Here is a 21,615-nt window from a genome sequence, read left to right as displayed (position 1 = left end):
CCCTCCCGGACGCCCCGCGGTGTTCTGCCACCACACCAACGACGTCATGCCGAACGCGCAGGAAGCGCGGTGGTGCAGCGTCCCTGACGGGCCCTTAACCGACGCCCTACTCCGCGTCCGGGTCGTCGGTCGGGGTGGTCGAACTGGTCTGGCTCGGCGCGCTGGTCTCCAGCTCGCCCTCGCCCCCACGCGGCGGGCGCTGCAAGGCGACGCGGGCGGGCGGCGCCTCGCCCTGGCGGTCCTGGCCGAAGTAGAGCGTACGGTGAGGATAGGGGATCTCCACCCCACGCTCGTCGAACTTCTGCTTGGCCCGGCGCAGGAACTCCCGGCGCATACCCCAGTGCGCCAGCGTCTTAGTCTTCAGGCGCACACGGATTTCCACGCTGGAATCGCCCAGATTGTTGACGCCGAACACCTCCAGCTCGCCGATGATCTTCGGCCCCCAGTCGGAATCGTTCTTCAGATCTTCGGCGACTTCCTGCAGCAACTGGATCACCGCATCCGTGTCCTCGCGATAGGCGACACCGATGTCGATCACCGCATAGCCGTAGTCACGCGCCATGTTCAGGATCGAGGTGACGTCGGAGAAGGGCACGACGTGGATATGCCCGTGCAGGTCGCGCAGCGTGATCGTGCGGATGGTCATGCTCTCGACCTCACCGCCGTGCCCGCCGAGGTCGACCCAGTCGCCGATCGCCAGGCTGTCTTCCAGCAGGATGAACACGCCGGTGATCACGTCCTTCACCAGGGTCTGCGCGCCAAAGCCGATCGCCAGGCCGATCACGCCGGCACCGGCGAGTAGCGGGCCGATGTCCACGCCGATCTCCGACAGCACGATCAGCGAGACCACCACAATCAGAAGGATTCTGAGCGCGTTGCGCAGTAACGGCAGCAGGGTCGCCAGCCGCTGGCTACGCTTGGCCGTGTCGCGCTGGCTGGAACGGGTCAGCACGCGTTCGATCGTGGCGCTGACGATCTCCCAGAACGCGAAGGTCAGGCCCAGGATCATGGCGACCGTGATAACGGTCCCCAGCAGATCGCGGCCGACCGATGAGGTCAGCCAGTCGAGCGCCCCCGCGCCCCAGACCTGCAGGATCATCAAGGCGGCAACCAACGTGACCAGCGCGCGCAGGATCCGCTTGACCGTCGGCAGGTAACGATTGGCGCGCGCCTCCAAGCCCGGATAGCGCCGGCGTATATCGTCGCTCAGCTGGAAACCGCGATTGATCAGCTTATCCAGCCCCAGATTAATCAGCCGGGCGGCAATCAGCACCGCGATCGTGACCAGGGTCGCCCGGGCCAGGAAGACGAAGCCACCCGGCACCTCCAGCGCCCAGACGCCGTAGACCACGAGCACGTAAACCACGCCCAGTACGTGCCAAAGTTCCGCCAAGCGGGTACGCAGACCGCGGATGCTGGCGTACTCATCAGCCGGCCCCCGTAGCCAGCGGGCGACCGGCTGACGGTTTTGCAGAACGAACACGATCACCATCAGCGCGATGGCGAAGCCGATCAGCTTCTGCACCGTCACCACCGCGGCCGTGCTGAGTCCCAGCAGGCCCAGCGCCTCGCTGGCGACGTAGCCGTAGATGGCCGTGCGCGCGACCCGGCGCAGCCAGATGAACAAATAGTGCGCCGTCTCGTCGGTCAGCTTGGGCAGACGCAGCCCCCCCGCATCCGGCGCCAGGATCGCCCGGCCGAGCAACGCGACGACACGCGAGAGCACGCTGGCGTTGATCAGCGCGACCACGATCACCTGTGCCACCTCGCGAGGCTGCACGACCGTCATGGTGCCGAAAGCGGCAGCCGCGAACAGGGCGATCGGAACGGCGTCCAAGAGCGTCCGGGCGATCAGGAACAGCACCTGGACAAGCACATTGTCGTTCGCCCGCGCTTCAATTCGCCGGCGCGGGATCCGCAGCGACCAGTGGGCAAGACGCTCGACGACGATCGCAGCGCCGAGGATCAGCAGCAGGTTGATCGCCGTCGCCGTCCACAGCTGTCGCTGCTGGTCGTTCTGCACCTCGCTCCACAGTTCAAGCGCGATCGCCGGCACCTGCTTGACCGTGTCGACCATCCCGGCCAGGGCACTGCCCGCCTGATCCAGCCGCTCGGTGATCGCCCGCAGCAACTGCGCGCCCAGGCCATCGGGACCCGCCTTGGATGCACCGTTGCCCGCGTCCGCACCGCCTTGCCCGCTGTCGGCCTGCTTGGCCTCGATCAAGGCGTTCAGCTTGCCGACAAAGTCCTGACGCTGCTGGTCGTCCTGCAGCGTGTCGACCAGGTCCTGCAGTTTCTCCGCGCTTGCCGAGACGGCGCCCGGCGGCAGGCTTTCGGCAGCCGCGCCACTGCCACCGCTGCTGCCCCCCGTATCCGATGCACCGGATCCGCCACCGGACTGCGCAGCCGCCGGTAGCGCCGCCATAAGCAGCATCAGCAGACCGACCAGAACGGCGATCGACAAACGGGCGTGACCGGCGGCGCGCGACACCATCGGACGAAGTCTCCGGAATTTGTGAATCATAAGTCCGCGCCGGGATAGCGACGGGATCAGCGGCTTGCAAGTAATCAAAAGGCCATCGTGGCCGTACGCAGAAGGCAAGAGACAATTGACTTCCCCGTCCGCGCGCCCAGTTCATCGCTCCGAGATCGCCGGGATCCAAGCCCGAGCCGACAGGTCGAAGGAGGCTGCAAGAATGCCTGAGATGCGCCTGACCACCGTCTTGTGTGCGGCTCTGATGCTGGCCGTACTGCCGCCACGCCTGGGAACCGGGGCCGAAGCTTCGGAGCGAAGCGCGCACGCCTTCTCCTTCACCTCGATCACCGGCGCGCCGATGGATCTGGCGCGCTTCGACGGGCAACCGATCCTGCTGGTCAACACGGCCTCGCGCTGCGGCTACACCGACCAATATGCCGACCTCGAGACGCTGTGGGACCGCTACAAGAATAAAGGGCTGGTCGTGCTCGCCGTGCCGTCGAACGACTTTCGGCAGGAACTGGCAAGCGAAGCAGCGGTCAAGCAGTTCTGCGAGGCCACCTTCGACGTTTCCTTCCCGATGACGGAGATCAGCCACGTCACCGGGCAGGACGCCCACCCGCTCTACCAGTGGCTGGGGCGGAAGCTGGGCCGTGACGGGCGCCCGCGCTGGAACTTCCATAAGGTGCTGGTCAACGGGCAGGGCCAGCCGGTCGCTGGCTGGCCCTCCGGCGTGCGCCCGACCGACACAGCGATCGTCAGCCGGATCGAGCGCCTGTTGCCGAGCGGCTGATAGCGCGGACGTCGCATCCGCGGCAGACGACGTCGCACGCGGCCGTTTGACCATTCCTGAGTGGTGTGTAGGGTAATTTATCGCCGATGCCGCGCCCACTGCACGGCGTCCTTGGCATGCGACACCTTCGATCAAAGACGGGCAGTTGAACGTGACCGACGAATTCCGCGACGACAGCGACCGCCGCGAGACAATTGAGCCGAGCGCCGACGCGAACGCCTCGTCGGTCGAGGATGCGCGCGCGCAACGCCGGGCGGAGCGCCGCCGCCGGGTGCGCGAGCGTACTTTCGACACCACCGTCGCCTCGCCCTGCATCGCGGTCTGCCAGCTCGGCCCCGACGATCTGTGCGTCGGCTGCCTACGCTCGATCGACGAAATACGCGATTGGCCAATCATGACGGCCGATGAAAAGCGCACCGTCCTCGACCGGATCGACGCGCGCAAGACGGACTGACGTCCACCCTCATACCCCATACGAAAAAGCCGCCGAGGCGCCCGCCCCGGCGGCTTTTTCAGTCTTCAGCGCTGGAACGCGCGCACGTCTACGCCGTCTCGCGCACCTCGCCCGTCTCGACGTCCTCGCCGCGCAAGTACGTGTCGACGGCCAGACGGCTTGGCTGGAACGCCTCGCGGATCACCTCGACCGCCTTTTCGGGCGCACTATCGCCGCACATGAACACGTCGAGCGCGCCGTAGTCGCGCTCCGGCCAGGTGTGGATCGAGATGTGCGATTCCGCGAGCACCGCCACCCCGGACACCCCGCCATTGGGCGTAAAGTGATGCAGATGGGTGTGCAGCAGCGTCGCGCCGGCTGCCGTCACGGCATCGTGCATCATCTGGCGGATGTGCTCGATGTCGTCCAAACGGCTGCCGCCATAGACGTCAATGATCAGGTGCGTGCCGGCATAGGTCTTGCCGTCGCGCGTGATGAAATGGTCGGCATTCTCGTCCGATTGCGTATCTGCATCCTGGACGGATGCCGGATGGGCCGCGGCCTGTCGCTGGGCGGTCTGCTCCACGGCAGCCTCGCCCTCGTGCGGGAAGCGGTAAATCTCAGCCTGGGCGTCGCTCGGAACCTCTTCCGAGTTCATCCCCAATTTGAGGGTGGTGGTGGCCGGCATTCTTAGGACCCCCTAAACCAGCAGATGAACCAGAAGGCCGGGCCGTCCGGGCGCCCGGCACTCCATTCCGTCCGCGCTCGGACCCCGCGTGGCACGCGGCGCCAGGCCCGGAAAAAGAACAACGGACGGGGTGGGTGGCTGCATGCAGCCCCGGCACCGTCCGTCCGTTCGGGTGTACGACGCTTGGATCGACAACGACCGTGCTTTGCCCGGGTCCGCCCTCCAGCCCAGCTCCGCATCATCGCGGGAGACAGGTTGGAATGCGTGTCGCGTCGATGGACCTCGCGGCCCTACGCCGTCCCACAGATATGCAAGAACGGCGATACAAAGTCAAGGCCGCTCAAGTAATCATACTTTAGCGGACCTACGATAAACCATTAAGATCGCAGGTTCTTTTAGAAGATGGCGCGGCACGGCACAAAAACGACAGGGAATTGCCAAATCGCCTTCGCGCCTCACACGCGAAGCGATGGTCATCCTGGCAATACCGCCTCGATCGCCGCACGCACCTCGGCATCCTGCGGGCTGACCGAACTGGGCCATACGCCCGCAAGCTCACCCTGCGGGTCCAACAGCACCTTATGGAAATTCCAGCGCGGTGCGGCCGCTTCGCCCGCTTCTTCGTGCACCCAGTGGTAGAAGCGGTGCGCGCCGGCTCCCACCACCTGCTGCTTGCCGGTGATGGGGAACGTCAGACCCAACTCGTTCCGATAATGCTGAGCGATCTCGCCTTCCGAGAGCGGCTCCTGCTCGCCGAAATCATTCGACGGCACCGCAATCACCATCAGCCCGCGTTCCCCCAGGTCGTCGTAGAGCTGCTGCAGCTCGGTGAACTGACCGGCATAGCCACAGGCACTTGCAGTGTTGACCAGCAGCAGCGCCCGATTGGCGAAGATCGCCAAGTTGATGTCACCGCCTTCCAGCGCGGGAAAGGTGAAGTCGTGCGCGGACATGTCCGGTCTTTCGTGCCTGCGTTCCATGGACCCAAGGTCTTGCACAGGCTACCGTGCCCCGTTTACAGCCGTCACGCAAACGCCCTCTACGCGACCGTCACGCGCCCGACACAACGCGGGAGCCCCGGCTGCTGCGCCTTGGGCCGTGTGAGATTTTCATGAACTGCTTGAACTTGACCACCGTTGCCTCCCTATTGTCGCGCCGCCGCGCCGGCCATGGCCGTGGATGCGAGGCGGGTTGAGCCCGATCGCCGTCCCCAAGGGGGACCCCGAAACAAACATAGAGACGCAGCGCACCCCTCGCGCGCACACTGACGAAGGACGCTAAAGATGAAGCTCTTGCGGACTCCCCTACGACCGCTGACGGTCCTGGCGCTGATGGCCGGCGTTCTTGCCGGACACAACGCAGCTGCCGATGAACCGCGCGCAATCGTGGGCTGGAAGGAAAAAGTCCGCATTCCAGCCCTGGACCTGACCCTGGCATCAAAGAACGACACCGGGGCGGAAAGCGCCTCCCTGCACGCCGAAAACATCGAGAAATTCGAGAAGGACGGCGAGGATTGGGTCCGCTTCGACGTGGTTATTTCCGAGGACGAGGAAGAAAAAGCCGAGTTCGAGCAAGAAACCATCCGGTACGAAGCCCCGATCCAGGACACGGTCCTGATCAAGCAGAAGGGCGAAGAGTCGAACGAGCGCTACATGATCAAGCTTGATCTGTGCATGGCGCACCTGCACCGCACGGTCGAGGTGAACCTGGCCGACCGCAGCGGCTTCTCCACCCGGATGCTGCTCGGCCGCGAGTTCCTGAGTGGCGCCGCGCTCGTGGACTCCAGCGCGGAGTTCACCACCGACCCGAAATGCATCGGGCCAGCGGTCGATGCGGTGGACGACTAAACCATGCGCCGCAACCTGCACGTCGTCGTCCTCGCGGCGATACTGGCCGCGGTCGGTACCGCGATCTTTCTGTACAAGGTGACCAGCCTGGGCTTCCCGCTAAGCGCCGGGCAGCAGGCGAACTCTTGGAACGTCGAGTTAAAAATGTCGTTCCAGGATACACCCGGCCCGTTCAAGGCAACGCTCGCGCTGCCCAGCAAGACCGGGCACTACGTTATCAGCCGGCAAGCCTACGTCTCCGGCGACTACGGCGTCACCCATGACGGCGACGCCGCAGGCAACCAACTGGTGATCTTCTCCAAACGGGACGGCGAAGGGGACGAAACCCTTTATTACCGCGCCCACGTCGCGAGCTATCCGCAGATCGACGACAAGGTGCAGGCGCCTGAACCGCGCGTAAGCCCGCCCGCCTGGACCGGCAGTGAACGGGCCGCCGCCAACAGTCTGCTCGATAACATCCGGGCCAACAGCGCCGACCGGGAGACGCTGGCGCTCAACCTGATCGACGAGCTCACCGCAAGCTCGCCCGGCGAGAACGTCACCGCGCTGCTGCCGCCCGACGCCAGCCAGGACCAGCTTGCGCAGACGGCGGCCAAGGTGCTGCGCACCGACGACATCCCCGCGCGCAGCGTCCATGGACTGGACCTGAGCAAGGGGGCCGCGAGCAATGTAGCGCTCGCGCACTGGATCGAGGTCTACGACAACGGTTTCTGGCGCCCGATCGGCTTGGAAAGCGAAACCCGCGCCCTGCCGGAGGGGCACCTGCCATGGTGGCGTGGTGACCGGCCGCTGGTGCAGTGGGAAGGCGCCGAAGAGATCGAGCTCAACATGTCGTTCGCGCACACGCGTGAAAACGCGCTGGAAGCCGCGGTCCAGCGCGGGCTGGCGATGGATGCCCCGCTGCTGCGCTTCTCCTTGTTCAACACCTCGCTTGAGACGCAGCTGCTCTACCAGGTGCTGCTGTTGATCCCCGTGGGCGCGCTCGTGCTGACCCTCATGCGTCAGGTGGTCGGCATCGCCACGTTCGGCACCTTCATGCCCGTGTTGATCGCGTTGGCGTTCCGGGAAACCCAGTTGCTCAACGGCGTGCTGCTGTTCACCGTGATCGTCAGCCTGGGGCTATTGGTGCGCTTCTACTTCGAACGGCTGAAGCTGCTGTTGGTTCCACGGCTGGCCTCGATGCTGATCGTGGTCGTACTGATGATGGCGGCGTTCAGCGTGCTGACGGAACAGATCGGAACAAGCGCTGGTCTATCCATCGCCCTGTTCCCGATGGTGATCCTGACCATGACGATCGAGCGTATGTCGATCGTCTGGGAAGAGGACGGCCCCAAGGATGCCATCCAGCAAGGATTGGGCAGTCTGGGCGTGGCAACACTTGTCTATCTCGTGATGTTTAACGATCTGGTCGAATACCTGACCTTCACGTTCCCGGAACTGCTGCTCATCCTGCTTGCGCTGACACTCCTGCTGGGCCGCTATACCGGCTACCGGCTGGTCGAGTTGTGGCGGTTCCGCGACATTGCAAAGGAGCGCACCGCATGATCTGGAAACGCGTTCGCGACCTGAAGAACGCCGGCGTCGTCGGCGTCAACGCCCGCAACGCGACCTATGTGCTCCCCCATAATGCCCGCCATCTTCAGGCCGCGGTGAACTGCAAGCTGCAGACCAAGCGCCTTGCCCAGGAAGTCGGTATCAAGGTGCCGGAACTGTTCGGGGCGATCTCGGTCAATGGCGAGGTCAGCAAGCTCCGGAATATCTTGGAAGGGCGCGATTCCTTCGCCATCAAGCCCGCCCATGGGGCCGGCGGCGACGGTATCCTGGTGGTCACCGGCCAAGTGAACGGCTACTGGCGAATGGCCGGCGGGCGCATGCTGGAGACCGCGGACCTGCAGTTCCACCTGTCCAACGTCCTCTCCGGCATGTACTCGCTGGGCGGACAGCCGGATACGGCTTTCATCGAGGACTTCGTGGACGTCGATCCCGTGTTCGCCGAGATCGCCTGGGGCGGGGTGCCGGACATACGTGTCCTGGTCTACCGCGGCGTGCCGGCGATGGCGATGGCACGCCTGCCCACCGCAGCCTCGGGCGGCAAGGCCAACCTGCACAAGGGCGGGCTCGGCGCCGGCGTCGACATCTCCTCGGGCGTCACCACGACGGCCGTGTGCAACGACCATGCCGTGCAGTGCCATCCCGACACCGGAAAGGACATTGCTGGCGTGGCCGTCCCACACTGGGAGGAGATGATGCACATGTCCGCGCGCGCACAGGAGATCACCCAGCTAGACTACCTGGGCGTCGACATCGTGCTCGACCGGCTACAGGGTCCGTTGTTGCTCGAACTGAACGCCCGCCCGGGCCTTGCGATCCAGATCGCCAACAATACCGGCCAACGCCATCGACTGGATGCCATCGATCAGGCGATCGACGATCTGCCCGATGTCGAAAGCCGGGTGGCGTTCGCCCAGGAGAGGCTCGGCTCCGGCAAGCGCCCGCCGGAACCGGGAGAGTGGACGGCTCCGGTCGGCCGCCTGGGCCTGATGGCGGCGAAGTAGCCGCCGCCCCATCCTCCGTCCCCCTGCGCCGCCGGTCAGTCCAGCGCCAGGACCTGGCATTTCAGGTAGCTGGTCTCCGGCAGCCAGGGGTGGACCGGATGATCCACGTCCGCCCCGGCGAAACGCAGGATACGGCCATCCCGCCCGGCCTGTCCCAGGCCGCGGCGAATCTGGTCGGCGAAGGTGTCCGGCTCGACATGGTGCGAGCAGGAACAGACCGCCAGGATGCCGCCCGGCGCGACCAGCGGGGCGGCCAGGCGGGTCATCTTGCGGTAGCCCTTGATGCCCTGCCAGTAGTCCTTCTTGCTTTTGACGAACGCCGGCGGGTCGACCACGACGACATCGTACCGCTCCCCCGCCTGCGCGCGGGCGGCCAGGTCCTGGAACACCTCCCGCTTTTCGAACCGGCAGACGTCGGCCACCCCGTTCAAGGCCGCCGATTTCCGTGCAAGCTCAAGCGCGTCCTTGGAGCGGTCGACCGCCGTCACCTGCTTCGCACCAGCAAGCGCCGCCTGCACCGTAAAACCGCCGGCGAAGGCGTAGCAGTCGAGCACCCGCGCCCCCTTGGAAAGGCCGGCGACAAAGGCGCGATTGGCACGCTGGTCGTAGAACCAGCCGGTCTTCTGCCCTTCACCAGGATCGGCCTGGAAGCGGGCGCCGTTCTCGACCAGTTCGACCGGCCCGTCGACCGTGCCCTTCACCACCTCGACCTGGGTGGACAGGCCTTCCAGCTCGCGCGCTGGGTTATCGTTACGCAACACCACCGTCTGGGGGGCGACGACCCGATCGAGCGCTTCAAGCAACGATGGGCGCAGGCGATCCAGACCGGCGGTGTTGACCTGCAGCACCAGCGTGTCGCCGTAGCGGTCGATCACCGTGCCGGGCAGACCGTCTCCTTCGGCATGCGCCAGGCGGTAGTAGGGCACGCCGACCAGCTTGTCGCGCAGTTCGACCGCCGCGCGGATACGCGCCTCGAAGAAATCGCGATCCAGGACCGCGTCGGGATCGCGCGAAATCAACCGGGCACAGATCAGTGGATGGCGGTTGAACAGAAAGCATCCAAGCGGTGCCCCCTCCGCCGTTTCCAAGCGTACCGGCGTGCCAGGATCGAGCGCCTTGGCCTCCGGCGTCATCTGGACCTCGTTGGCGTAGATCCAGGGGCTGCCGAAGTGCGGGCGCTTCTTCTTGCCCGCGGGTCTCAGGCGAACGGTCGGACGGGCCGCCGGATCGACGGCGGCGGAAGGAACAGACGACTGGGTCATGGCCCGCGTCTCATGGCAGGGATCGCGCCTGGGCGCAACGGGCAAGGCGGTCCGTGACGACAAGCCCGGCGCCGGGCTGTCGCGACTCAGTCGAACCAGCCAGACTGGCGCTCGATACGCACTTTCCGCCCAGCAGTCGCCTCGGACCCGGCATCGGCGACATTGTCGCCGGTCGCCAGCCGCTCGATCAGCTCCGGCGACGCGGCGCGCTCGTCACCAGACGTCCCCTCTTCCGCGGGAACAGCCTTGGCCAGAAAGGCTCGGCTGCCATCCGAAAGACCGGGGATCTCGGCGATCCGGGCCGGAATATCCTGCTCCTGGCCGCTCGGCTCGCGAAACACGGTCGGCCCGTCATCGGCGAGCGTGCCGTCCGTGTCGAGTTCCGGGCGTGCGCCAAACTCCGGCGGGCGCGACAGCGGCGGCAACGCGTAACTGCGGTCGCCCGTTTCCGAGGCACGGGCGTTCGCCGCGAGCTTCTCCTGAATGCTGGGACCATCGTCACTGCTGCAGCCCGCGAGCGCGGCGACGGCGAGCAGGACCACGCCGGCCCGCCTGGCGAATGGGAGAGTCGTCACCGAAAAGCGATCCTTTTCATGCATGCGCGACAGATCGAATCGGCTCCCTTATCGCCGATCCACCCCGGCCATGTCCAAGGCCGCGCAGCCAACATGCCCACCAACAATTCAATCGCCCAACGCGATGCCTTCCCGTCGCGGATCGGCACCGCCGTAAAGCCGGCCGTCACGCCGTTCGATCGCATGCAGGCCGCTCGTCATCGCCTCGATCTCGACCGTGTGCCCGCGGGCACGCAGCGGACCGGCGAGCGCTTCGGCGGACGTGCCCGCTTCCAGCGTCGTCGGGCCGTTACGGTTGACCACATTGGGCAATTCCACCGCCGCCTGCGCGTCCAACCCCCAATCCAGCACGGCCAGCACACGCAGGGTCGTGTAGCCAATGATCCGGCTACCGCCCGGCGATCCAACGGCAAGCCGGAAATCGCCTGCGGCGTCCTTGACGATCGTGGGCGCCATCGAACTGCGTGGGCGCTTGCCTGGCTGCACCCGGTTGGCGACCGGTCGACCATCGCGTTCGGGCACGAAGGAGAAGTCGGTCAGCTGGTTGTTCAGCACGAAGCCGCGCACCATCAACCGGGAGCCGAAAGCCTGCTCCACCGACGCGGTCGCGGAGACGGCATTGCCATCGGCGTCGACGATCGCATAGTGGCTGGTCGACCGCCCTCCCGGCTGATCCGGCATCGAGGCCAGATCGCGCTGGAAACCGGGCTCGGCCGTGCCCAAGCTCGAATCGCGTTCGATCAGCCCGGCGCGACGCTGCAGGTAGGCGTCCGACAGCAACCGCTCGAGCGGGACGTCGACGAAGTCGCTGTCGGCCAGGAAACGATTGCGGTCGGCGAACGCCAGCCGGCTCGCCTCCGCCAGCAGGTGCACCGGCTCAACACCCATCGGCTGCGTCGAGGGCAGATCGAAATTCTCCAGAATGCCCAGAATCTGCAGGCTGGTCGCCCCGCCGCTGGTGGGCGGCGGGTGGCCGCAGACGGTAGTGTCCCGGTACGGACGGCACAGCGCCGGGCGAACTTTGGCCTCGTAGCGGGCGAAATCGCGCAGGCTGAGCAGGCCTGGATTGCCTTTGGCCTCGCGTACGGTCGCGACGATATCGCGCGCGATTGCGCCGCGATAGAACGCCTGGGCGCCTTCGCGCGCGATTGTCTCCAGCGTGCGGGCGTAGTCCGGGTTCTTGAGCAGATGGCCCACGGGCAGCGGCTCGCCGGCGTCGGTGTAGAAGTAGTCGCGCGCGGGGCCGTAGGTCTTCAGGAAGCGATCGCGCGCGATCAGCGCGTGCAGCCGCGGCGTTACGTCGAAGCCGTTGCGCGCAAGCTCGATCGCCGGCTGGAACAGCCGCGCCCAGGGCAGCTTGCCGTGACGCTCATGCGCCTTTTCCAGCATCGCGAGCGTACCTGGCACACCGACCGACCGGCCGCCGACCACCGCCTCCCAGAAGCCCATCGGCGTTCCATCGGCATTCAGGAACAGCGTCTCGCCCGCGGCCATAGGCGCCGTTTCGCGTCCGTCGAAGGCTGTCACCGACTCGCTTGCGCCGTCGTAGCGCAACAGAAACGCGCCGCCACCGATCCCGCTCGACTGCGGCTCCACCAGGCCCAGAACCAATTGCGTGGCGATCGCCGCGTCGATCGCACTGCCACCGGCGCGCAGAATTTCGCGCCCGGCCTGCGCGGCCAGCGGATGCGCGGCGACGACCATCTGCCGTTCGGCGACCGCCGGCGGACGCGCATCGCTGCGCCCGCTCGCCGCCTCCGGCTGCGCCCGCGAGCCGGGCTGCGCGCAGGCTGCAAGCGTCAGGGTCAGCGCGAGCGCTGTCAGGAAAATCCGCATGATCCGCCTGCTTTCGTCCCAGGGTCAGGAAACGAAAGTACCCTAGCCTGCGCGGCTGCGGGAACGAAAGCCGGCTGAGGCGTTCAGGCCTGCGTCAGCTGCTTGCACAGCCGGAAGCTCTCCATCCGGTGGCCGAGCCCGGCCAGCCGGTCGACCAGGCCCTTGGCGCCCCCGCCAGTACAGGTCACGTTGGTATGGACCGCTTGGCAGTTGCGACGATACGCGGTGTCTTCCAACGCATCGGCCAGGGCGTCGGCGATTCGGCTGGAGCCGACAATGTCGAGCGCCACGAAATCCTCGGCGGCCAAAGTGGCACCATGGTCAGGATGCGATTCGACCGACCAGGAGAACAGACCCAGGATCAGACCGCCATCGTCGACCAGCAGGGTGACGCCGCCGTTGGGCTGGGTGATCTGCGCACGCGCATAGGCCTGCCAGCCTGTGACACTCAGTCGCGGCCGGACCATCTGGATCAAGGGATAAGCTTGATCGATCCGCTCGGATGTCAGGGGTTCGATGGTCAAACTACGCATGCCGGGCGGGTTCCTGCTGCCTGAAAAGGTGCGCGATCCAGGTCTTCTCCGCTGATGAAGTGTTGAGAGCATGCAGCCGATCAGCGCATAGCTGCCTTGATATACGTCAAGTGCGCTAGACGGTCGCTGTTGAACCGCATCCGGTTTGGCGCCAGACTTACGCCGGAAAAGATACTTGAGCAGCGCGCTCGGCTATATGCCAGCCAGCGCAAAGAGGTGGGGTGAATGCCCGTGTCCGCGTTCGACGTGAACAAGATGTCGCCGCTGAGCGAGCCGACGCGCCGGCCGACGCGCGCGCAGTCGCCCTGTCAGGGGTGTACGGTACGCCATTTGACGGTCTGCGCCCCCCTCGACGACCAGGAAGTCCAAGAGGTCGCCGCAATCTCCCAGAGTGTGGAGATGTCCCCGGGCGATCCCCTGTTCGACGAGGGCGAAGGCGCCGATCAGGTCTATAACGTCACCGCCGGCACCATGAAGGTCTACAAGCTACTCTCCGACGGCCGGCGGCAGGTGACGGGATTCCTGTTCCCCGGTGACTTCCTGGGCCTCGCGAACAACGATACCTACGCCTATTCGGCGGAAGCCGTGACTCACGCCACTTTGTGCCGCTTCCCGCGCAGCAAGCTGGACAAGCTGCTCGAACGCTATCCCAAGATGGAAAAGCGCCTGCTGTCGATCGCCAGCCACGAGCTGGCCGTGGCGCAAGAGCAGATGCTGCTGCTCGGCCGCAAGACGGCGAAGGAGAAGATCGCCTCCTTCCTGCTGAACCTTTCCCAGCGGGCGGAAGCACGCGGCCAGCCGGGCAACCCGGTCTCCGTCCCGATGAGCCGCACGGACATCGGCGACTACCTGGGCCTGACCACCGAAACCGTCAGCCGTACCTTCACCAACCTGCGCACCGGCGGCACGATTGCGCTCCGCAACGGCGGCAAGGTGGACATTCTGGACCGCGAAGCCCTGGACGACGTCGCCCAAGGGGATTGAAACGGCTTCCACCTCTTCGCGCATACGCCCCTAACATTCGCCAGCCTTGTTGGCGGCGGGTTTGCACCGTGAAAGACAGGTATGTACAAAGTTCCTCTCTGCGGAGAGGCGTGCCCGATGCGGCCCGCACCGGTCTCCCTCAAGCCCAACAGCAAAAGGGCGTCCTGACGTGAGCGATCCAACCGCCACTGCCGGGTCCGACCGCCGCCCCGCCCGTCCGATCAACGTGCGCGACATACAAGCGCGCAAAGGCGGGACACCGCTCGTCTGCCTGACCGCCTATACCGCGCCGATGGCGCACCTACTGGACGCCCACGCCGAAGTGCTGCTGGTCGGCGACAGCCTGGGGATGGCGGTCTACGGCATGGACACCACGCTCGACGTCAGCGTGGACATGATGATCAATCACGGTCGCGCGGTCGCGAAGGCGGCCGAGCGTGCGTTGGTGGTGGTCGACCTGCCGTTCGGCAGCTATCAGGAGAGCCCCGAGCAGGCGTTCCGCACGGCCGCGCGCGTGCTGGCGGAAACCGGCGCCTCGGCGGTCAAACTCGAAGGCGGTCAGGATATGGCGGAGACCATCCGTTTCCTGATCGCGCGCGGCATTCCAGTGATGGGCCATGTCGGCCTGACCCCGCAAGCGGTGAACCAGTTGGGCGGGTTCCGAATTCAAGGCCGCGACGACGCGGCGGCCGAACGAATCCGCGCCGATGCCACCGCGGTCGCGCGCGCCGGCGCGTTTGCCCTGGTCGTTGAGGGGGTGGTCGAGCCGCTGGCCCGCGAGATCACCCGGGCCGTCAAGATCCCCACGATCGGCATCGGCGCCTCGGCCGATTGCGACGGCCAGGTGCTGGTCAGTGAGGACATGCTGGGCCTGTTCGGCGAACAGACGCCGCGCTTCGTCAAGCACTACGCCCGTCTGGACCAGGCGATCGACACCGCGGTACGGCAATACGCGGAGGAGGTGCGCGACCGCACCTTCCCCGAGGCCACACACGTCACCCGGCCGCGTCAGGGCTGACCGTTGTTCCGCCGACAAATGCGAGCGCGCCGATGAGCCGAGCCGCGATACAAAGCGCTAGCCAGACCGAGCTGCCGGTCGTCCGCACGGTCGCCGATCTGCGTGGGCACGTGCGCAGCATGCGCCGGCGCGGGGAGAGCGTGGCCCTGGTGCCGACCATGGGCGCGCTGCACGACGGCCATCTGGCGCTGATCCGGCACGCCCGGTCGCGCTGCACCCACGTGATCGCGAGCGTGTTCGTCAATCCCAAGCAATTCGACCGGCCGGACGATCTGGCCGCCTACCCGCGCGACGAGGCGAGCGACCGCGCGCAACTAGCGGCCAACGGCTGCGATCTGCTGTTCGCGCCGGGTGTGGAGCAGATGTACCCGGACACCTTCTCCACCAGCGTGCACGTCGGACAGGTGACCGAACCGCTGGAGGGCGCGCACCGTCCGGGCCACTTCGCCGGCGTCGCAACCGTGGTTACCAAGCTGCTGCTGCAGTCCCTGCCCGACGTCGCGGCCTTTGGCGAAAAGGATTATCAGCAGCTGATCACCGTCCAGCGCCTGGTCCGGGACCTGGACATCCCCGTGGAGATCGACGGCGTAACCACGGTGCGCGAAGCCGATGGACTGGCGCTCTCCTCGCGCAACCGGCAACTGAGTGCCGAAGCCCGGGTCCGCGCGGCGGAACTCTACGCCGTGCTGCGCGACAGCGCGGCGGCGCTCGCCACCGGGGAAGGCGCGTCCAGCACGATCCTGGCCAAGGGGCGGGCACGCCTGGGTCATGCCGGCTTCGAGGCGATCGATTACCTGGATTTGCGCGCGGCCGAGGATCTGGCGCCGCTGACCCACGTTGACCGTCCGGCACGGCTGCTGGCTGCGGCGTGGCTGGACGGCGTGCGGCTGATCGACAATCTGCCGGTCGTCCCAGACGCGGGCTGAGCGCACCGATGGACCTGCAGCCCCGCCCCGGCGACGTGGAAGTACGCCCGCTCGGCACAATCAAGCCGCGCTCCAAGATCGCCTATTGCTTTTCGAGCGACCAGCTATTGCTGCTGATCTCCAATTCGGGTCACGGCAACATCCTGCGCGGTCGCGACAAGCGGGATTTCGATTACGGCGGCTGGTGCGACCTCAAATCCGGCCGGCTCTGGCCGACCAACGGCACCGTCTCCGCCGTGCCGCCGAAGTGGCGACAAATCATCCAGGGCGCGCTGGAAAACCACTTCCGCGCCTTCCTGGAGTGGAAATAGGCGGCCTGACGCGTAATCAATCGGCGCTTTGACGAGCTTCGCTTTCACGTGCGGGAGCACCGTCGAGCGGCTCGGCGGTTGCAAAGGCCCGCACGCCATCCCGGCGGCCGCGCAGCGTGACCTCCGGCAACTCGCGCCAGTGCCGCCCCGGCACGCGCTCGGCGGCCTGCAGAGTCGCAGCGGACACCACGACCGATACGCCTTCGCACTTCGCGTATTCCTGCAATCGGGCTGCGATATTGACGGTATCCCCGAGCACGGTGAACTCGAGCCGGCTCTGATCGCCGACCGCCCCGCAGAAGGCGGGCCCCCAGTGCAGCCCGACGCTGACAGCAACAGGCTCCGAGGACGCCTCGCCCCGGTTCCAATCGGCCATCTCCAACAGAATCCGGTCAGCGCAGGCCAGCGCCCCGCGCGCGTTCGGCGGGCCCTCCTCTTTCAGCAGGCCGAATACGATCATCGCGGCATCGCCGATGAACTTGTCGATCGTCCCGCCCGAGGCTTCCGCCGCCCGGCGCACCCGTCGCCGGAACTCGGTAACGAAGGCTCCCACCTCCTCCGGGCTCATCCCCTCCGCGCGCCGGGTGAACCCCCGCAGGTCTACGAACAGCACCGCGACCGTTTGCCGACGCCCGCCCGTCAGTTCCTTCAGGCCGCCCTGTGCCAGGCGTTCGGCGACCTCAGCCGGCAGATAGCGGGTCAAGTTGATCCGCCGATAGGTCTCCGCGATCGCACCTCGCAACAGGCTACGGGCACGCAGGGCGGCGACCAGCAACACACCGGCCGCAAGCGCCAACATGCACAGGCGTATCACGTTGGGCGAAAACGAGGTGAACTTGGCGATCAGCGCCGGCGACGCCTCGCCGCCCATCGGCGCCTCCAGATAAGCGAGCCCCGCCAGCCCGCCGACAAGTAACAACAGGACGTATCCCTGCAGCCAAGGATTGAAGCGCAACGCGCCAAAGGCGAGCACGACGGGGGCCAGCCAGACCGGCGGCAGAATGATCAGGAAGCCGGTCGGCAGGCCCGTGTTGGCCAGCCCTAGCCAGATGTTCACGAGCGGGAACAGGCAATCGCCGGTCACCGCGATCCAAGCCATCCAGGGGCGGTAAAGCCCGCGCCGGATCGCCAGAAACGAGGCCGCGCCGAGCAGGAAATAGGCGCTCATGGTCGCACCGGCGGACAACCACTGCCGGACCAGCATCGGCTCGCCGGCCGGCGCCTCGCGCAGAACGGCGAAGAACACCAGCACCAGCGCCAGCGCGATCGCCATGCGCAACACCGAAACCGTCCGTTCGGCCTGAACCTCGGCCCGGGCGAACAGCGCCTTCGGCTGGACGTCGGACACTGCACTCACCCCCGGTTTGGCCGCCCGTGTCCTCAGGCGCAGCTACGACAGCATAGCCCGCCCGCTGCGGCGTCTCTAGGGGGCCCCCACACGAGGCATCGCCCGCAGACCCTCGATCAGGCGCCCGTCGCAGTGCATCAAACGGTCGGCGATCTCGACCATGCGCCGGTTGGGCCAGGCGCCGGGTCGGATGCGGGCGACATATTGAAAGGCCTCCGCCTCCTTCCCTGGATTGCGCTGAGCCAGCAGGATCGCCGCCGCCGCAGTGGAGCGGGAGACGCCGGCATGGCAATGCACGAGAAGATGCGCGTTCGGGGCTCCCACCTGTAGTTCCGCGGCGAATGCCAAGACCTGCTCGACGTCCGCCTGCTCCGGCACACGGGCATCCCCGATCGGGGCGCTCACGTCGTGAAACCGCAGCACCCAGTGCTGGCGCAGGGCAGCATATCCCTCGAACGCCTGTGGGACCGGCGCTTCCGGGTCCAGGATCGACAGCACGTGCGTGATCGGTGCCGTGCTGTGGTGGTGCAGTTCATCGATCCCGCAGATCGTAAGATCGAAATCGGCGATATCCGATGGCACGGCGCGCTGATCGACCATGAGCCGGCCTTTCCAAGGCAGTTGGTGTGCGAAGGGCGAACCTGCTGTTCCGCTCATATCGGTAGCCGTCCCCGGTTATGTAGGACAGCGACCGGCCGACCGCCAGCAGGCAGAAACTGCCCGGCGATTTCGACCGGGCAAACCGCACGCATGCCAGAGGTCGCGAGCCAATTCGCCCGGAACCCGTGGGCCTTGGGGATAACCGGCAAGCTGGCACGTCGCATGCATGGCGACTGCATTCGAGCGTGCCCGATGCCCAACCGGAAAAGACGAGGCGCCCATGACCGCAGCAACGATCTTCGACGGCGGCCGCCCCGGCAACCGCCGTCGTCCGTTCGCGGATCTGTTCACCGCCAGCGACCGCGAGCCCGAGGCAACCGCCCTGCCGAGGCCCGACCGGCCAGCCGAGCCGACGCTGTCGGACTATCTGCACGCCCTGGAACAGACCATCCAACGGGCCGAACGGACGCAAATCCGGGAAACGCTGGTCGAGGTCACCCCGCGCGAGGTGCAGAGGGTGATCGAAAAGGCCGCCAAGGCGAAGGCCCGCTACCTTGCCGCCACACTCGACCTCGCGGAGGTCGACGGGTTGCCGGAGTCCAAACAGATCGAGATGCTCGAGGCCGCCCGGACACGGCATGAGGCGATGCAGGCGGGCGTCCGCGACTTAATGGCGGCCCTGCGCACAGGCCATGTGAAGGTCGCCGGCGTCATGCCCGATGGCTGGCCATCCGCCGGCGACAGCTGACACGACGGGTCCCCGTACGCGGCTCACGGATGCACCTGTCCCCCTTCCTCGCCGTCAAACTCGTCACGTAGCGCCAGAATCGCGGCGCCGACGAGGTGGGCTGCGTGACGTTTCTCCGAGGTCTTCAACTCTCCATAGAGATAGGTCAGGAACCGCTCGATCGCGCGCGTCGTATCATCCGTGTCGCGGTGCTGGCCGTGTCCGTTTTCCGTCTCAGGTTCGACGACGCCAACCGGCCTGCCATTCGAGTAGACTAGTTCCAGCGTCCGGCGGCTGTTGCCCGACATATCGCTTCCCTTCTGCGCGCCGATGCGCGCGGCTTGCGGAGGAGCACCCCCTCGGCGCCACCCCGTCTTGTAGGCACCCGCCCGATATGCACCCCGCAGGCGCGCATCGGGCGTGCGGTCGGCCGACGCCAGGCGCCATGACCGCAGCAGAGCCGGACTGGGTCACGTCGACCGGGGGTCGGTCACAGCGCGTCCCAGTCCACGCGCTCTTTCGACTCCATTGACCCTATACGACGCTCAAGGCGGACTGTATTACCAAGTATTAGGTATTTCAGATCTTAATTCTTGGTAAACCGATGTGGGAAAGGCCAAGCATTCGCCATAAACCCACATTCTGTTGTTAACAGAAATCAAGCTAAGTCTCTTGCCGAAGGCTGGGCATTTTCACGCGACCACGACAGCCGGCGGCACAGCGCGCTAGACTGGCGAGACCCCTTCCCCGTTCACCCGTCGACCAAGCCGCCCCTCATGCCCGAAGCCGCCACCGACCTCGCCGCCGCCATGCGCGCGCTTGCCGAACAGCATCTGAGCGCCTCTGACCTCGCCGAGCAGGCGATCGCCGCACACGATCCCGCACTCAACGCCTATGCCGCCTGGACGCCCGAGACGACCCGCGCCCAGGCCGCGGCAGCCGACGCCGCGCGGCAGGCGGGCGCGACCACGGGGCCGTTGATGGGCGTGCCGGTTTCCCTCAAGGACATCTATGCGGCGGCCGGCTGGCGCACCTATGCCGGTTCGCCCAAGGCCCTACCGGCCGAGCCGTGGGAACGCGACGGCCCGCTGGTCGCCAAGCTGCGACGGCAGTTGGCCACGATCACGGGCAAGACCAACACGGTGGAGTTCGCGTTCTCGGGGCTGGGCACCAACCCGCACTGGGGCACCCCGCGCAACCCCTGGAACCGGGCGCGGGTCGCCGGTGGTTCGTCCAGCGGGGCGGCCGTGTCTGTGCGCGAAGGTAGCGCGCTGCTGGCACTCGGCACCGATACGGCGGGCTCGATCCGCGTCCCGGCGGCCATGAACGGATTGGCGGGCCTGAAGATGGGCGCCGGGCAATGGCCGACCGAGGGCATCGTGCCGCTCAGCCACCTGCTCGACACGCCGGGGCTGATCGCACGCACCGCCCAGGACCTGGCGATCGGCTATGGCGCCCTTAACGGCGACGCGCCGGGCGCGGCCCCGATGGCACGGCCGGATCTGACGGGCGTGCGCTTGTGCGTGCCGGCACAGGTGGTCTGGGACGACACCGCCCCTGGGATCGCCGAAGCTGTCGAGAGCGCGCTGCGCGAGCTGGAGGCGGCGGGCGCTAAGCTGCTGCGCCGGGACGTGCCGGAGGTCCTCGCGGCGGTCGAGGTCTTCCGCACCACCAATCTGGCGGGTCCCGACCTGTACCGTCTGTTGTCGACCGAGCTTACGGGGTGGCTCGACACGGTAGACCCATCGATTCGCCAACGCCTGGACAAGGCGACCGATGTGCCCGCCTGGCAGTGGCTGGCCGCCCGCGCCCGCGTGGCCGAGCTTTCGCGCGCGGCCGCCGAACGCTTGCGGGATTGCGATGCCCTGGTCGCGCCGACGGTCGCGCTCACCCCACCCGAAATCGATGCCGTGCAAGCGCCCGACGCGTTTGCGAGGGCAAACGGCTTCGCCCTGCGCAACACGGCCGTGGGCAACTACCTGACGATGGCCGGTGTGACGCTTCCGGCCGGGCTGGATGCCGCGGGCATGCCGGTCGGCCTGCAGTTGCTCGGCCAACCGGGCGGAGAGGCCGGTCTGCTGGCGCTTGCACAGACGGTCGAGCGCGTGTTGGGCACGAGCGACCAACGGCTGGGCACGCCGCCGGCCGCATAGGCCGGCAAGGTGGCTTGCCGGTGCCCGGTACGGCGGTTTCCCGCGCCCGGGGGAAGCCTTAACCTGGCGTGGCCGGCGAAAATCCGGCCACCTGCCCACCGCATCCGCGAGAGGCACGCGCCATGTTCCAGAACATCTTGGTACCGATCCGGCCGAACCGGCCCAGCACCTGGCGCAAGGCCCTGCCGCTGGCCATCGGCGAGGCGCGACGCCATGGCGCGACGCTACACGTCGTCACGGTGACCTCCGACGTTGCCTCGGAAGACGACAAGAAGACCGCGCACGACGTGGCGCGCGAGCTGCAGGACCTGGTCGACGCGCAGGTCCCACGCGACGTTAAGGTCGAAGCGGAAATCTACCGCGGTGCCTCGGTCCATCGGAACGTGCGCAAGGCGGCGGAGGAACGGAACTGCGACCTGATCGTCATGAACTCCCACCGCCCGGATCTACGCGACTACCTGATCGGCTCCAATGCCTCCCAGATCGTCCGGCACGCGACCTGCTCGGTGCTGGTGGTACGCTGACGCCGCCCCGTCCCTGGTCGCGTAGG

22 protein-coding genes are annotated in these 21,615 nt (G+C 66.7%); 12 read left to right on the top strand and 10 right to left on the bottom strand.

The window, feature by feature from the left end; all coding sequences use genetic code 11:
- Positions 1 to 106: 106 nt before the first annotated feature.
- Positions 107 to 2,494 (bottom strand): mechanosensitive ion channel family protein, encoded by a 2,388-nt coding sequence (locus RHOSA_RS20225; protein WP_051431764.1) that lies wholly within the window; start codon positions 2,492 to 2,494, stop codon positions 107 to 109.
- A gap of 202 nt (positions 2,495 to 2,696) precedes the next feature.
- Between RHOSA_RS20225 and RHOSA_RS0103660 the strand changes: the two genes are divergently transcribed.
- On the top strand, positions 2,697 to 3,269 hold the full coding sequence (locus RHOSA_RS0103660) for a glutathione peroxidase (protein WP_242468666.1): 573 nt from the start codon (positions 2,697 to 2,699) through the stop codon (positions 3,267 to 3,269).
- Positions 3,270 to 3,420: 151 nt separating this feature from the next.
- Positions 3,421 to 3,723, top strand: coding sequence for a DUF1289 domain-containing protein (locus RHOSA_RS25580; RefSeq protein ID WP_215904980.1), 303 nt, complete (start codon positions 3,421 to 3,423; stop codon positions 3,721 to 3,723).
- Between the two features lie 88 nt (positions 3,724 to 3,811).
- On the opposite strand, the gene speD is transcribed toward RHOSA_RS25580, so the two are convergent.
- Both speD and RHOSA_RS20220 read right to left on the bottom strand, forming a co-directional pair.
- The gene (gene speD / locus RHOSA_RS0103650) at positions 3,812 to 4,390 is read right to left on the bottom strand and encodes an adenosylmethionine decarboxylase (protein ID WP_081728429.1); all 579 of its coding nucleotides are present in this window, start codon (positions 4,388 to 4,390) and stop codon (positions 3,812 to 3,814) included.
- A 473-nt stretch (positions 4,391 to 4,863) separates the two neighbouring features.
- Complete coding sequence (locus RHOSA_RS20220; protein ID WP_037255657.1) at positions 4,864 to 5,343, bottom strand: glutathione peroxidase; 480 nt, start codon at positions 5,341 to 5,343, stop codon at positions 4,864 to 4,866.
- A gap of 330 nt (positions 5,344 to 5,673) precedes the next feature.
- Between RHOSA_RS20220 and RHOSA_RS0103640 the strand changes: the two genes are divergently transcribed.
- The 3 genes from RHOSA_RS0103640 to RHOSA_RS20215 are packed head-to-tail and all read left to right on the top strand — an operon-like array spanning position 5,674 to position 8,792.
- Entirely contained in the window at positions 5,674 to 6,237 is a 564-nt protein-coding gene (locus RHOSA_RS0103640) for an ATP-dependent zinc protease family protein (protein WP_051431763.1), read from the top strand.
- Positions 6,238 to 6,240: 3 nt separating this feature from the next.
- On the top strand, positions 6,241 to 7,782 hold the full coding sequence (locus RHOSA_RS0103635; protein ID WP_027287615.1) for a UUP1 family membrane protein: 1,542 nt from the start codon (positions 6,241 to 6,243) through the stop codon (positions 7,780 to 7,782).
- On the top strand, positions 7,779 to 8,792 hold the full coding sequence (locus tag RHOSA_RS20215) for an alpha-L-glutamate ligase-like protein (RefSeq protein ID WP_051431762.1): 1,014 nt from the start codon (positions 7,779 to 7,781) through the stop codon (positions 8,790 to 8,792). Before RHOSA_RS0103635 ends, RHOSA_RS20215 begins: the two co-directional genes overlap by 4 nt.
- 35 nt (positions 8,793 to 8,827) lie before the next feature.
- On the opposite strand, the gene RHOSA_RS0103625 is transcribed toward RHOSA_RS20215, so the two are convergent.
- The 4 genes from RHOSA_RS0103625 to RHOSA_RS0103610 form a co-directional block, all read right to left on the bottom strand.
- A complete protein-coding gene (locus tag RHOSA_RS0103625) occupies positions 8,828 to 10,054 on the bottom strand; it encodes a class I SAM-dependent rRNA methyltransferase (protein ID WP_027287614.1) in 1,227 nt (408 codons plus the stop codon).
- Between the two features lie 86 nt (positions 10,055 to 10,140).
- A complete protein-coding gene (locus tag RHOSA_RS0103620) occupies positions 10,141 to 10,629 on the bottom strand; it encodes a hypothetical protein (protein WP_156092509.1) in 489 nt (162 codons plus the stop codon).
- A 108-nt stretch (positions 10,630 to 10,737) separates the two neighbouring features.
- The gene (ggt, locus tag RHOSA_RS0103615; RefSeq protein ID WP_027287612.1) at positions 10,738 to 12,465 is read right to left on the bottom strand and encodes a gamma-glutamyltransferase; all 1,728 of its coding nucleotides are present in this window, start codon (positions 12,463 to 12,465) and stop codon (positions 10,738 to 10,740) included.
- Between the two features lie 83 nt (positions 12,466 to 12,548).
- Positions 12,549 to 12,998: a hypothetical protein gene (locus tag RHOSA_RS0103610; protein WP_027287611.1), complete on the bottom strand. Its 450-nt coding sequence runs from the start codon at positions 12,996 to 12,998 to the stop codon at positions 12,549 to 12,551.
- A 225-nt stretch (positions 12,999 to 13,223) separates the two neighbouring features.
- On the opposite strand from RHOSA_RS0103610, the gene RHOSA_RS0103605 reads away from it, so the two are divergent.
- From RHOSA_RS0103605 to RHOSA_RS0103590, 4 genes are all read left to right on the top strand, one after another.
- Entirely contained in the window at positions 13,224 to 13,982 is a 759-nt protein-coding gene (locus RHOSA_RS0103605; protein WP_215904979.1) for a cyclic nucleotide-binding domain-containing protein, read from the top strand.
- Between the two features lie 169 nt (positions 13,983 to 14,151).
- Positions 14,152 to 15,000 carry a 3-methyl-2-oxobutanoate hydroxymethyltransferase gene (gene panB / locus RHOSA_RS0103600; RefSeq protein WP_051431761.1) on the top strand — a complete coding sequence of 283 codons (849 nt, stop codon included), beginning with the start codon at positions 14,152 to 14,154 and terminating at the stop codon, positions 14,998 to 15,000.
- Between the two features lie 32 nt (positions 15,001 to 15,032).
- The gene (gene panC / locus RHOSA_RS0103595; RefSeq protein ID WP_051431760.1) at positions 15,033 to 15,926 is read left to right on the top strand and encodes a pantoate--beta-alanine ligase; all 894 of its coding nucleotides are present in this window, start codon (positions 15,033 to 15,035) and stop codon (positions 15,924 to 15,926) included.
- Between the two features lie 8 nt (positions 15,927 to 15,934).
- The gene (locus tag RHOSA_RS0103590) at positions 15,935 to 16,237 is read left to right on the top strand and encodes a hypothetical protein (RefSeq protein ID WP_027287607.1); all 303 of its coding nucleotides are present in this window, start codon (positions 15,935 to 15,937) and stop codon (positions 16,235 to 16,237) included.
- A 16-nt stretch (positions 16,238 to 16,253) separates the two neighbouring features.
- On the opposite strand, the gene RHOSA_RS20210 is transcribed toward RHOSA_RS0103590, so the two are convergent.
- Together RHOSA_RS20210 and RHOSA_RS20205 are read right to left on the bottom strand one after the other, a co-directional pair.
- Positions 16,254 to 17,594: an adenylate/guanylate cyclase domain-containing protein gene (locus tag RHOSA_RS20210; protein ID WP_156092507.1), complete on the bottom strand. Its 1,341-nt coding sequence runs from the start codon at positions 17,592 to 17,594 to the stop codon at positions 16,254 to 16,256.
- A 66-nt stretch (positions 17,595 to 17,660) separates the two neighbouring features.
- Positions 17,661 to 18,185, bottom strand: coding sequence for a tyrosine phosphatase family protein (locus RHOSA_RS20205; protein ID WP_051431759.1), 525 nt, complete (start codon positions 18,183 to 18,185; stop codon positions 17,661 to 17,663).
- A gap of 280 nt (positions 18,186 to 18,465) precedes the next feature.
- Here RHOSA_RS20205 and RHOSA_RS0103575 point away from each other — a divergent pair, with 280 nt between their 5' ends.
- On the top strand, positions 18,466 to 18,933 hold the full coding sequence (locus tag RHOSA_RS0103575) for a hypothetical protein (RefSeq protein WP_027287606.1): 468 nt from the start codon (positions 18,466 to 18,468) through the stop codon (positions 18,931 to 18,933).
- Between the two features lie 23 nt (positions 18,934 to 18,956).
- Here RHOSA_RS0103575 and RHOSA_RS0103570 read toward each other — a convergent pair whose 3' ends face one another.
- A complete protein-coding gene (locus tag RHOSA_RS0103570) occupies positions 18,957 to 19,220 on the bottom strand; it encodes a hypothetical protein (RefSeq protein ID WP_027287605.1) in 264 nt (87 codons plus the stop codon).
- Positions 19,221 to 19,688: 468 nt separating this feature from the next.
- Between RHOSA_RS0103570 and RHOSA_RS0103565 the strand changes: the two genes are divergently transcribed.
- On the top strand, positions 19,689 to 21,065 hold the full coding sequence (locus RHOSA_RS0103565; RefSeq protein WP_027287604.1) for an amidase: 1,377 nt from the start codon (positions 19,689 to 19,691) through the stop codon (positions 21,063 to 21,065).
- A 122-nt stretch (positions 21,066 to 21,187) separates the two neighbouring features.
- Entirely contained in the window at positions 21,188 to 21,589 is a 402-nt protein-coding gene (locus tag RHOSA_RS0103560; RefSeq protein WP_027287603.1) for a universal stress protein, read from the top strand.
- Positions 21,590 to 21,615: the final 26 nt, after the last annotated feature.

The sequence above is a fragment of the Rhodovibrio salinarum DSM 9154 genome, assembly GCF_000515255.1.
Taxonomy (GTDB): domain Bacteria; phylum Pseudomonadota; class Alphaproteobacteria; order Kiloniellales; family Rhodovibrionaceae; genus Rhodovibrio; species Rhodovibrio salinarum.
The sequence above is the reverse complement of the archived record's forward strand: the minus strand, read 5'-3'. Positions and strand labels throughout refer to the sequence as shown.